Source organism: Anaerofustis sp. LCP19S3_F7 (assembly GCF_052119445.1).
Taxonomy (GTDB): Bacteria; Bacillota; Clostridia; order Eubacteriales; family Anaerofustaceae; genus Anaerofustis; species Anaerofustis butyriciformans.
Genome location: NZ_JBQKFF010000020.1, coordinates 1 through 12,806, shown reverse-complemented (window position 1 = coordinate 12,806; position 12,806 = coordinate 1). Strand labels below are relative to the sequence as shown.

Sequence of the window (12,806 nt, the reverse complement as noted above, 5' to 3'; positions counted from 1 at the left end):
CTATCAGAGAAGGTGGTAGAACAGTAGGTTCAGGAGTTGTTGCTGAAATTATCGAATAATTTTAGTAAATGATAAATAAAAAAGAACATCAATAAGATGTTCTTTTTTTATTTAAAATCAATTTCATCCAAAGTAATATTTTCTCGATTTGCTATTTCTTTTAAATCTTCAATCTCAGGTTCAACTTTATTTACACCAAATCCTTTTGCGACATTAAATCTTACCATGCCGTATTTAGTATAAATATTTTCAACCTTTTTATCCAAGACATATCTATCATATTCTTTTCTTCTTATATCAAAGGCCTTAGTATACTTAAATATTTCTTTAACAATAGATTCTTCATCTTCAGGATTTAATATGACTTCCATTAAGCTTGAATAACCATTTTTCTTATGTATTGGTATAGTATAAACATCTAAAGCTCCTGATTGTAATAACCTTTCAAATACAAAATCAATTTCATTTGTGTTCATATCAGATAAATCAACTAAAAGAGAAATAACCTTATCTTCCGGAATTAATTGATTATTATAATCCCCAATAAACACTTCTAAAAAGATATCTTCATCTTCACCTATCCCATATCCAATATTATTATAAGCTATACTTAAATCATCTATAAACTCATCAGAATAATATTTTATAACTGCAGCAGCTAATGGAGTAAGATTTTTTGTATTTTCTTTTACATGGACAGGAATTCCTTTTAAAATTTCATTCACGATATAATAACTGCTATCTGCATTTTTACTCATATTAATTACTGCAACAGAAGATGATATAACTTTTTTTACATTTAACTTATTTATTAAATATGCTACCCCACATACATAAGTAATATCATAAAAAATCTTATCTTTATGAAAATGAACTTCACTTACATCAATCCCCTGTACTTTTGCCATAGCTAAAGTAAGAATAGAAAATATATTTTTTATATCTTCTTTTATATTAAAATCTAAATTCGTCTTATCTATAATATTATTAATTTCATTTAGTAAAATACTATTATGCTCATGTTCTTTTTCATGATTCTTTATCATTTCCTTCAAATAATCATCATAGCCTATCTCAAAAGCACAGAGACTATCAACTGGGAAATCGTTACTTTCTTCATATTTAACATCCTGTTCTTTTTTTTGAAATTCACTCCTTCCCTTTAAATAATCATTATAACCTACCTCGAAAGCATAAAGTCCGTCTAAAGGAAAATCCATAATTTCAGAATTTGATTGTTCATTATTTTCATTTGTTACATTATTATTTATTGTGGCTCTCTCTTTTAAATAATCATCATAACCTACTTCATATGCATATAAACTATCTAAAGGAATATCTTCTTCAAGAATATTATTATCTATTTCTTTTCCTTTATTGTAATTTATATAATCATTACTTACACTTTTAAATACTCTATTATTTATTTTTCTATCTTTAAAAGAAATATTTATATCGCCAATCTCTAAATTATTTATTACATTTAAAAATTCTGTTTTATTATCATATAAATCATATAATGCAGATATTATACTTTCGCAGTCTGCACCATTAGAACAATTAACATAAATTTGTTTCATATTTCCTCCCAATATAAAATCTATCTATTTTTTATTGTTTAAATTTAAGTAAACATTATCAAACATCGGAGACATTGCAATTATGATTTTATCTCTATATGTAAAAATATTATCCATATCATCTTTCTTTACCGTTATAACAGCAGTATTATTCGTAACAGATAAATCAAAATCTCTAAAACCTAAAGAAAAAAGATATGCTTCAGTTTTTTCAATATTGGATAAAAGTTTTTTTGTTATTTTTTCACCTTCACATACTCTGGTTGCAAGACAAGAATACGAATGTTTATTTTCAATATCAAGCCCTTCCTTAAGAGATAGTTGTATTACATCTTTTTGCGTAATACTGCACATTTTTAAAGGTGATAAAATATTCATCTCCCTTAAAGCTTTTGTACCGGGACTGTCATACTCATCATCAGAAAAGTTAGTACCGTCAATTAATATGTCATATCCATCTTCTTTTGCATTATTATATATAAGATTCATAAAATATTTTTTACAAAAATAACATCTATTACTACTATTATTTACAATATCAGAATTATCAATAATATTCTCTGCAATTATCTTTAAATTTACATCAACTTTTTTTGCAAATCTTAGACAATCTTTCATTGCAAAATTAGGCTGAAATTCTGTTTTAACAAAATACGCCGTTACATCTACATTATATTTTTTCGCCATATATAAAAGATATGAAGAGTCTATTCCTCCACTATATGCAAGAGCAACCTTTTTATATTTTTTAAAGAATTCTTCTAATGTCATAATCTTCATCTCCTAAGATATTTGTTTACATTATAATACAAACCAATATAATTTAAAATATATATTAAATATAAAAAGCGGGAGAATTATCCCCCGCTTTTATTCATCTTTATCTATTATTTCAGCTTCTACTTTAATTATTTCATTTTCGTTTGTTTCAACCAAGTTGTTTTTTTGATTTTTCTTATACTCTGCAACCTCTTGTTTTCTTAAATCATATTTTTTCTTCTTTATATAAATATAGATAGCAAGTGCCACAATACCAGGAGAAACCCACTGCATAAAAGCATTTACTTTCAATAGTGTATCTCCACCGGCTAATAAACTCATAACAAGAGCAATAAGAATAAATATTCCTGGAATTATTAATCCCATGTGAATATTATCTTTTCTACAAAGAACTACTTGAATCGATACCGCAACGACTAAACATGCAATAATTATTATAGTACTCATTACAATTTTCCCCCAATTATTCTTGTAAAGCATTTACATAAAGGCCATTTCTTAAATAGTCAAAATAATTTAATATAACTTGCTGAACTCCATTATATTGAATTTCAAAATGACAATGAGGACCTGTTGAGTTTCCGGTACTTCCCATTAAAGCAATTTTTTCACCTTGTTGAACCTTTTGTCCTACAGTTACTAAAATTGAAGAGTTATGCCCATATCTTGTTAAATATCCATTACCATGATCAATATCTACACAGTTACCATATCCTGCATACCATCCTGCTCTAACAACTATACCAGTATCAGATGCATAAATAGGAGTTCCGGTAGGATTTGCAATATCAACAGCTTTATATCCCGCATGAGACCCTGCTTTATTTAAAGCTGATATTGTACCGCTTGCAGGCATAATGAATGTTCCGCTGCTTGTTGTAGGAGGAAGAGGTTTTGAACCTCTTGCAACAATTTTTGGAGTATAATCTTCAATTATTTCCTCACTTTGAACATCACTTTCAACAACTTCTCCATTTTCATACGTATTTACTGCCGTTACTTTCTTTTCTCCATCTTTACCTTCTTGTGTAACTTTTGTTGTTCCGACATAAACACTTGAATCGTCTTTATATATTGTCTTATAATCAACATCTTCCTTATATGTTACTTGTTTTACAGTTGTTATTGTTATAGAAGGTTTTGAATCTATTTCTTCTGTAGCAAAATCATCTGCTCTAAAATTAAGAGCACTTACAAGGTTTGTACCTTCTTTTGCCTCATCGATCTCATTTAAAATATTACTACTATCATTGTTTACAACTTTATCATTTGAAGTATTATTTAAGTACTCTATTGCATCATGAACTTCCATTGCAGAATCCATAGAAATAAGCTTTTCTTCATATTTCAAATCTTCTTTTACTTCACTGCTTTTTATTACTTTCTCATTTTCATTTTCTTCTTCATAAATACTTCCTATATTTGAAATTACAGTTTTCGCATCTTGAGTTGAAGCAACTCTAACGGCTTCTTCTCCGTTTACCGTAATTACCGCGCCTTTACAAAAAAGAGGTAAGTTCATATTATATATTGCATTTTCACAATCGTCACTATCTAAAATATCATTTGGATTTTCAATAGGCACTTTTTGATAACTTATTGATTTTTCATAAAATACATTTGAAGTTCCATACCATTTAGTAAGATTTGCATCTACATTTGTAAGAGCTTGTTCAAAATCTTCAACATTTTTTACAACCCCTATTTTAGTACCATTAAATACAACTTCATAAGCAAACAAATTATTGTAAGTAAATACACCAACACCTATAATAATTAGTACAAAAAATCCTACCACAACATTAAAAAAGTGATTTTTTGCATAAACTCTAAAATCTCTAAATCCAAATTTTAACTTTTTAATGTAATATTTAATGCTTAGAATTAAATCGGATAAATCTTCTTTTATTTCGTTAATTTGTCTGTTTAACCAGCTATTTTGATACTTCTCTCTTATTTTTGAAGGCTTCTTTTCTACTTTTTTACCGCCTGCAATTTTTTTAAAAATATTTTCTTTTTTATGTATATAAGTCGATTCTTCAGCTATATGATATTTATTTTCTCTTTTTACAATTTGTCTGTAGACTTTATTAAGTTCTTGCTCTTCATTTCGTCTACTAACCCATTTTAATTTCATGAATAAACATGACCTCCCTGTGTTTTAACTTTTTATAGTTAATATCTACACGTACTAAAAGTTTACCATATTAGTAAAAAAAAATAAAGAATATTACTTTAATTTTAATGATACTTTATGGAAACAAAAGAAAAAAATGGTTAAAACTAAGTGAAAAAGTCAATAATAATTTATATAAAAAGGAGGTTTAAATGAAACTACCAAAGTATTCTTATGCATATGCAAAAAATCTTGTAAAAAATAATATAGGTGAAGATGTTTATTTTATAAGGAAAGAATCCAGAGGGAAAATAATAAAACAAAAAGGAACAATAGAAAATGCCTATCAAAATATTTTTACAATTTCTACAACTTCAAACAACAAACAAAACACCCTTACTTTTTCGTACTGTGATATAATAAACCATTCCATTATTTTAAACATAAATAAGAGAAAGTTAATATAAATGTAATTTAACTTTTATAATATTGTGATATAATAAAATATAATAAAATTGAAAAAAGGAGACACAAATGAGTTATAAATGTGTCATTTTTGACTTTGACGGAACATTAGCTAATACAGAGAATGTAATATTTGTTGTATATAATCAAATTGCAAGAAAATACGGTTATAAAGAAATTACACATGAATACATTGACGAATTAAAAAGACAACCAATTCACAATATTGCAAAAGACCTTGGAGTTCCATATTTAAAAATTTTTTCACTAATGAAAAAAGGTCAAAAGCTTATGAAAGAACATCATAAATCTATGGACCCATATGAAGAAGATATCAAAGATATTTTAATAAATTTAAAAAGCAATTTAAAATATATGGGCATTATTTCTTCAAACACGAAAAAAAATATAAATAACTTTCTTAAAAATGAAAATATAGATAATATGGACTTTATTATTTCCTCACCTTTATTTTCAAAGGAAATTAAAATAAATAAAATCAAGAAAAAATTAAAATTAGAAGATGATGAAATTTTATATGTAGGTGATGAAGTAAGAGATATTGTTTCTGCTCATAAAGCAAATATTTCCATTGCAAGCGTAACATACGGATATAATACAAAAGAATATTTATCAACAGAAAATCCTACTTATTTTATTGATAGCCTAACTGAACTTCTGGATATAGTAAAAAACAGCTAATAAGGCTGTTTTTTATATTTCCATAGAATAATTATCTTTTATTTTATTTAACATACAAAGGAATTCTTCACGCAGTTTTGTTGGATAAATAAGCTTTGCTTTATATGTAAAAGTAAGTAACCATGAAAACAAATAATCTTTATCGTTAAAAGTATATTCAAAAATTAACTTATCATCTAAAAAGTGCATATAACTTCCTTGTCCAAATTCATTTAACAACCTATATTCTACACTTTTATCAAATAATATGGCAACATTAATACCTTTTCTATTTTTAAATATTTTATCTATTTCTTTCTTTTCGTCTATATCTTCTTTCTTCTCAAAAGAGCGTTTATCTTGATTTAAATGCAACATTTTATCAAGATTATAAACTTTAAATATTCCTTCATTTTCACAATATCCATATAAATACCATGAGTAACATCTAAAAGAAAGACTATAAGCCTGAGCTTCAACATGTACTCTACCATTATTTGAAAAATAATCAAATCTAACAACTCTTTTTTTTGATATTGAATCATTTATTATATCTATTTTGTCCGATAAAGAATTATTAAAATAATTTGATAAATTTATATTATTTTCACTTTCAGGATGTTCTTTAAACTTATCAAGTAAAATTTTATATCTGACATTATTTGTCATGTTATCAAGACGCTTAAGTCCTGAATATATGGTATCAGCATTGTCCCTGTTTAAAATATCATTTTCAGTTTTATATTCTTTATCTATCATTACCCCACCATTTTTTCCTTTAATGGTGGTAATAGGAATTCCTGCACTAGATAATTCCAGTATATCTCTGTTTATTGTTCTAATTGAAACATTTAATTTTTTTGCTAAAGATGATACTGTAACTTTATCTTCTTCAAGCAATGTTATAACAATAGTAACAAGTCTGTCTATTTTCATAAATTAAATATTACCTCTTTTATATTTATTTTATAATACTACAAAAATATAAAAAACAAAAGGAGGCAAGCCTCCTTTAAATTCATGTAAAACTAAATATCTACATTCATAGAACAAATTGCAACACCACCTGCATCTTCACATATTATTCCTTGTCTTCCTGCTCTTGAATAGACTCCTGCAAATTTACCGTTATAAAGGAAAAGGCCGGGCATATTATTAAATTCATCAAATACAAATTCCCCACTTTTTTCTTTTAAGAAATTTTTTGTTTTATACATAGGTGCATATTCTTGAAGGAGATATCCTTTATTTGTATGCTCATCAACAAGTTTTTCAAATTCTTCATTTGAATAATCAACTCCGGCATATACTCCCCTTGCTCCATATAAATCATCAGGTTTTATTATCCATTTATCCTTATGCTTTACAACTTCTTCTCTATCAAACTCACCCTCTTTTAACCAGCTTGTTTCAGGAATATGTTCTTTAATAAATTGAATTTCTTCATCTGTTAAAAATTCAAAAGTTTCTTTTTGGTGCATAATTTTATATATTATCTTATTATGTATAACCTGTGTCCTTATTGAACCGATTATACAAGTCTTTTTGTCTTTTATAGCTTCAATAAAAGCAGGAGCTTTATCAATCTTCTCCATAAGTTCGCTTGTTACTGCTCTTCTGTATACAGCGTCAATCTTCACTCCGTCTTTTGAATATAATCCGTTATCATATTTTAACGTTGTTATATCTTCTATTAAAGTCTTATAACCTTTTTTCTCAAATCTTTGTTTAAATATTTTAAACTCTTCATTCGTTGCACTTTCCATAAAATCAACAATCGCAACAGTTGGGTTATCTACCTTATATTCAAAATCTGAGTAAATATTCATAAATTCATCAACCCATGTATCGAAAAGTTCAAAATGTCTTACATTGTATCTTTCACAAAATTTTAAAAATAATTTGTCATCTTTATAAGCATTGTTAAGTTCTCTATCTTCATTCATGGCACTTGCACCATCTGCATTAAACTCACAAAACTTAAAAGAAAAATCATCTTCATTAAAAAATAAATCTATTCTCGCTATCGGAAGAGGCTGAGAATATCCATTGTCACAAAGAATAAGTTCTTCAAGCTCTTTTGAAAAAGGGAATAGTTTTCTGTAATTCTCATCTTCCATGTATTTATTAATTATTTTGCAAAGAATAGTATGTGTAGTTTTTGCTACATATTCAAAATACTCTATTACTTCATTTGTATAAAGTTTTGGAACATATGGAAATCTTATCGGGCTTCCATGATAAATCGCAGTAGAAGAATTTATATAATCAAAAGCCTTATTATAATTTCCCTTTGAATATTCCAAATCTTCATTTATTAAATCTAAATATTCATCTGTAAGTTCTCTTACTTTCATCTTAATCTCCTCTTTCTTTTTTCATTTTCAAAGTGAGTTTGTTTTTTGCAAGCTGATAAAATAAATCAACACTTTCTTTTTCTTCTTCATGTAAGTTTTCTTTTGCAATTTCTATCATTTCCATTATTATGTCAGAAGCATAAAAACCATAAACTTTAGCATCATATCCATTTTGTATAATTTCTTCTTTTGCAGTTTTTACATCTTTATCTTTTACAAAACTAAATTTATCTAAAAAATATTTTATTGTTTCTTCATTATAAAATATTCCCTTTATTATTGCCGCATAAGAAAGAGCATAATACACTGGCATACAATCTGCCATTCTTATTTCCACATAATTCTTAAGCCTTACATCAGGGAAAAACATCGATATTAAATGTTCTATATCCTTTTTAGTTATTTCCCTATTTATATATATATCCTTTATTTTTTTATCTTTTGTATAAATACTGTTACCTTGTTCGTCTTCAATTAAAATTGCAGGTGCATCTAAAATATATTTTGCATAATCTTCAAATCCAAAATCCTTATTTAAAGCATCTTTTACAACCATGCTTCTATCTTTGTCTACATCATTCCAAATTTCTACCCTAATACAATTTTTATTATATTCTTCTCCCTCAAATATAAATGTATTGTCTGTCATCAAAGAAATTAAAGGTGAAAAAATATTTGCAAGACGAAACTTATTTTTAAAATCCTCTTCACTAAAATAATCAACACTTACTTGAGTTGAAGCAGAACCTTTCATCATGTTTTTACCATGGTTACCTACATCCCCAAAATAATCAAGCATATATTCATAACGTTTTTTAGGTATTAAATTAAGATTATCAACTTTCGACTTAGGTTGATATCCTGAGTATACAAGTTTGTAATTTAATTCTTTTAATATAGGGGTTATCTTTAAAAGAAAATAATTATATTCTTCTAAAATATCAGCAATTTTTATAAAAGGGCCAATGCTTATTTCAAGCTGACTTGCAGGCTCTAAGGAAATATTTGATTTATTCTTCGAAAGTCCAATAAGATTACCGTCTTTATATACTTTCTCATCAAAAAATGGACTTAATTTTTCGAGAATATATCTTACACCATGTTCTTCATAATAATCTACACTTTCCATATTCTCTTTAACAATAAAATGCTCAAGTTCAACACCTAGAGTTTTATCTTCTTTTTGTTTTATTCCATTTTTAAAATAGTCCACAAACTTCTTTAAATTTATGTCATAATAATTCATAGTGTTACCTTCTTAATCTTCTTTACTCTCTTCAAATTCACTGTTTATTATTTCTTTTGCAAGCTCATAATCTTCTTTATTTACATATATATTAACAGGCATTGCACTTTTTCCAATTATAACCTTTGCTCCACCAATATCTGTGTCGTATTTTAACTTTACTTTTATATTGCAAGAATCAAGAAGCCCTTCTACAACACAGGCTTCAACATCGTTATTTACTTCCATTAAAAACTTCATATTATAATTTTCTTTTATTTTCATACTAAATACCTCGGTTTTATTATAACCTATTGTAAAATTTTTACAAATATATTTTATAATAACACAATTCAATAGTTTAAAATATTTTTTATAATAAATAATAAATTTTTTATAAATACCCATATTTTGAATAAAATTTTAAATGTAATTTAATATTGAATAATAAATATTTAAAATGTAAAATAATGATATCAAAATAAATTTAAAGAGGTAAATTATGAAGGTATCTGTACTAGGATGTGGTAGATGGGGAACTTTTTTGGGTTGGTATAGTGACAAAATAGGTCATGATGTAACAATATGGGGAAGAGAAAATTCCAATAATTTAAAAGAATTAATAAATACAAGAAAAAATAAATATTTATATTTAAGTGAAAATACAAAGCTAACAACCAATTTAAAAGAAGCTGTTGAAAATAATGAGATAATTATAGTTTCGATTTCCTCACAACAACTAAGAAATCTACTAAAGAACATAAAAGAATTTGATTATAAAGATAAAATTTTTATTCTTTGTATGAAAGGCATCGAAATAGCTACAGGTGACAGACTTACACAAGTTGTCGAAGAAGTTCTTGGCGAAGATGCAAATGTTGCAGTATGGGTTGGACCTGGACATGTTCAAAGTTTTGTAAAAAGAATTCCTAATTGTATGGTTATAGACAGCAAAAGCGAAGAAATAACAAATAAAGTAGTTAAAGAATTTTCAAGTGATCTTATAAGACTTTATATAGGAGATGATTTGATCGGCGATGAAATAGGAGCTGCAGCAAAAAATGTAATTGGTATTGCAGCGGGAATGCTTGATGCTGTGGGATACGCTTCACTAAAAGGTGCACTAATGGCAAGAGGAGCAAGAGAAGTTTCAAGACTGATAAAGGCTATGGGAGGACGAGAAATCACTGCTTATGGACTTTGTCACCTGGGAGACTATGAAGCAACATTATTCAGCGAATTTTCCAACAACAGAAAATACGGTGAGAACTTTGTTAGAGGAACTAATGATGAAAGTTATCTTGCCGAAGGTGTTACAACAGCTGAGGCTTTAGTGAAACTAAGTAAACAATACGTCATAGATATGCCTATAACATCAGGAGTAAATGCAGTACTAAAGGGCGAAATAAACCCTCATAAAATGCTTAAAGATATGTTCCTTAGAAGTGTAAAAAAAGAATTTTATTAAAAAAGAAAGACCGTAAAATTACGGTCTTTTTTATATTTATTTTGTTTTTAGATAATTGATAAGTCCGCCGTTTTTAAGTAGCATTCTTTCTCTTTCTGATACAGTAAGTCTTAATTTATATTCTTTGTTTTTAGTTTCATTCTTAATTACAACTTCATCTGTATCAAGTTGTTTTAATACATCTTTTGCACTTAAAACATCATTAATATCTATAGTATCATAATCAGCTTCATCTATAAATGTTAGAGGAACAATACCATTGTTAATTAAGTTGTTTTTATGGATTCTTGCAAATGATTTTGCTATAACAACTTTTACACCAAGATATAAAGGAGCTAAAGCCGCATGTTCCCTACTTGAGCCTTGTCCGTAGTTATCTCCCGCAACGATAATTGAACCTTTTTCTTCTGATTTTGCTTTTGTAGCAAAGTTTTCATCAACAGGTCTTAAGCAGAATTCACTTAAATATTCAATATTTGATCTAAATGGAAGAAGTTTAGCATTTGAAGGCATAATATCATCAGTTGTAATATTATCACCAAGTTTTGTTACTGCTTTTAATTCAAAATCATTATATATAACGCTTGCTTTAGGGAAAGGTTTAATATTTGGACCTTTTACACTGACTTTGTTTTTATCAGGTTTTGGCATAATAAACATATTATCGTTGATAATATATTCACTTGGTTCTTCAACAACAAAGTCAATTTTTCCATAAGGATCGGCAATTTCACCTTTTATTGAAGAATAAGCAGCAACTTCTGGAGATACAAGATATACATTTGCATCTACAGTCCCACTTCTACCTTTAAAGTTTCTGTTAAATGTTCTTAGAGACACCCCGCCAGAGTTAGGACTTTGTCCCATACCAATACAAGGACCACAACCACATTCAAGTATTCTTGCACCTGCATTTATTAAATCAGAAAGTCCGCCATCTCTTGAAAGCATATCAAGAACTTGTCTTGAACCAGGAGCTATTGTAAGAGATACGTTATCTGCAATTGTTTTTCCCTTAAGTATTTTAGCTGCTGTCATTAAATCTTCATAAGAAGAGTTTGTACAACTTCCTATTGATACTTGAGTTATTTTTGTTCCTTCAAGTTCTTTTACGCTTTTTACATTATCAGGTGAATGAGGACAAGCAGCAAGAGGTTTTAGTTCACTTAAATTAATTTCAAGATTTTCATCATATTCACAGCCTTCATCAGCACATAAAGGTTTATAATCTTCTTCTCTGTGTTGTGCTTTAAAGAATTTAAGAGTTACTTCGTCTGAAGGGAAAATTGATGTTGTAGCACCAAGTTCCGCACCCATGTTTGTAATAGAGCCTCTTTGTGATACTGTTAGAGATTTAACTCCTTCACCATAGTATTCTATAACTTTACCAACTCCGCCTTTTACAGAAAGTCTTCTTAGAACTTCAAGAATTACATCTTTTGCACTAACGCCTTTATCAAGTTTTCCTGTAAGTTTTACCCCTACAACTTTAGGCATTGTTAGATAATATTCACTTCCTGCCATAGCTGCTGCAATATCAAGACCACCGGCGCCAATAGCAATCATACCTACTCCACCGCAAGTAGGAGTATGAGAGTCTGAACCAAGAAGTGTTTCACCTGGCATAGAAAATCTTTCAAGGTTAAGTCTATGACATATTCCATTTCCGGGACGAGAATAAATAACCCCGATTTTATCTGTTACTGTTTGAATATATATATGGTCATCCATATTTTCAGGACCTGTTTGAAGCATATTATGGTCAATATAAGCAACAGAACGTTTTGTCTTTACTTTATCATCACTTATTGCTTCATATTGCAAATAAGCCATTGTTCCAGTTGAGTCTTGAGTAAGTGTATTATCTATTCTTATTGAAATACCTTCTCCGGCTACCATGTTTCCACTTACAAGATGACTTTCAAGTATTTTATATGTAAGAGTCTTTTTCATAAATTTATCTCCTTAAAATTTCATTTAATCTATATTATCAAAAAAATTTGGAATTTTCAATAAATAATAGAAATATATAAACATGAAAACGTATATTTATGCAAAAATAATAAAATAATAATTATATATAATAGGGATTTTTAAATGAAAATTTATTTTTATATAAGATACCATATGTATA

General features: G+C 27.6%; 12 protein-coding genes. 3 read left to right on the top strand and 9 right to left on the bottom strand.

The window, feature by feature from the left end:
* Positions 1-107: 107 nt before the first annotated feature.
* The 4 genes from larC to ACTQYZ_RS09770 form a co-directional block, all read right to left on the bottom strand.
* Positions 108-1,580, bottom strand: a complete 1,473-nt coding sequence (gene larC / locus ACTQYZ_RS09785; protein WP_441416514.1) for a nickel insertion protein — start codon at positions 1,578-1,580, stop codon at positions 108-110.
* A 24-nt stretch (positions 1,581-1,604) separates the two neighbouring features.
* Positions 1,605-2,351 (bottom strand): ATP-dependent sacrificial sulfur transferase LarE, encoded by a 747-nt coding sequence (gene larE / locus ACTQYZ_RS09780; RefSeq protein WP_441416513.1) that lies wholly within the window; start codon positions 2,349-2,351, stop codon positions 1,605-1,607.
* 99 nt (positions 2,352-2,450) lie between these two features.
* On the bottom strand, positions 2,451-2,807 hold the full coding sequence (locus ACTQYZ_RS09775) for a hypothetical protein (RefSeq protein ID WP_441023163.1): 357 nt from the start codon (positions 2,805-2,807) through the stop codon (positions 2,451-2,453).
* A gap of 16 nt (positions 2,808-2,823) precedes the next feature.
* Positions 2,824-4,497, bottom strand: coding sequence for a peptidoglycan DD-metalloendopeptidase family protein (locus ACTQYZ_RS09770; protein WP_441416512.1), 1,674 nt, complete (start codon positions 4,495-4,497; stop codon positions 2,824-2,826).
* A gap of 191 nt (positions 4,498-4,688) precedes the next feature.
* Here ACTQYZ_RS09770 and ACTQYZ_RS09765 point away from each other — a divergent pair, with 191 nt between their 5' ends.
* Together ACTQYZ_RS09765 and ACTQYZ_RS09760 are read left to right on the top strand one after the other, a co-directional pair.
* Positions 4,689-4,943 carry a Veg family protein gene (locus ACTQYZ_RS09765; protein ID WP_441023167.1) on the top strand — a complete coding sequence of 85 codons (255 nt, stop codon included), beginning with the start codon at positions 4,689-4,691 and terminating at the stop codon, positions 4,941-4,943.
* A 67-nt stretch (positions 4,944-5,010) separates the two neighbouring features.
* On the top strand, positions 5,011-5,643 hold the full coding sequence (locus ACTQYZ_RS09760) for an HAD-IA family hydrolase (RefSeq protein ID WP_441416511.1): 633 nt from the start codon (positions 5,011-5,013) through the stop codon (positions 5,641-5,643).
* Between the two features lie 12 nt (positions 5,644-5,655).
* Here the strand turns inward: ACTQYZ_RS09760 and ACTQYZ_RS09755 are convergent, their stop codons facing one another.
* The 4 genes from ACTQYZ_RS09755 to ACTQYZ_RS09740 all read right to left on the bottom strand — a co-directional run bounded on the left by ACTQYZ_RS09755 (position 5,656) and on the right by ACTQYZ_RS09740 (position 9,489).
* Complete coding sequence (locus ACTQYZ_RS09755; RefSeq protein WP_441023170.1) at positions 5,656-6,558, bottom strand: helix-turn-helix transcriptional regulator; 903 nt, start codon at positions 6,556-6,558, stop codon at positions 5,656-5,658.
* Between the two features lie 92 nt (positions 6,559-6,650).
* Positions 6,651-7,979 (bottom strand): hypothetical protein, encoded by a 1,329-nt coding sequence (locus ACTQYZ_RS09750; RefSeq protein WP_441023173.1) that lies wholly within the window; start codon positions 7,977-7,979, stop codon positions 6,651-6,653.
* Between the two features lies 1 nt (position 7,980).
* Positions 7,981-9,225: a glutamate-cysteine ligase family protein gene (locus ACTQYZ_RS09745; RefSeq protein ID WP_441023175.1), complete on the bottom strand. Its 1,245-nt coding sequence runs from the start codon at positions 9,223-9,225 to the stop codon at positions 7,981-7,983.
* Positions 9,226-9,237: 12 nt separating this feature from the next.
* A complete protein-coding gene (locus ACTQYZ_RS09740) occupies positions 9,238-9,489 on the bottom strand; it encodes a putative signal transducing protein (protein ID WP_138268151.1) in 252 nt (83 codons plus the stop codon).
* Positions 9,490-9,706: 217 nt separating this feature from the next.
* On the opposite strand from ACTQYZ_RS09740, the gene ACTQYZ_RS09735 reads away from it, so the two are divergent.
* On the top strand, positions 9,707-10,672 hold the full coding sequence (locus ACTQYZ_RS09735; RefSeq protein WP_441023177.1) for an NAD(P)H-dependent glycerol-3-phosphate dehydrogenase: 966 nt from the start codon (positions 9,707-9,709) through the stop codon (positions 10,670-10,672).
* 36 nt (positions 10,673-10,708) lie between these two features.
* Here ACTQYZ_RS09735 and ACTQYZ_RS09730 read toward each other — a convergent pair whose 3' ends face one another.
* Positions 10,709-12,625, bottom strand: coding sequence for an aconitate hydratase (locus ACTQYZ_RS09730; protein ID WP_441023179.1), 1,917 nt, complete (start codon positions 12,623-12,625; stop codon positions 10,709-10,711).
* Positions 12,626-12,806 lie beyond the last annotated feature (181 nt).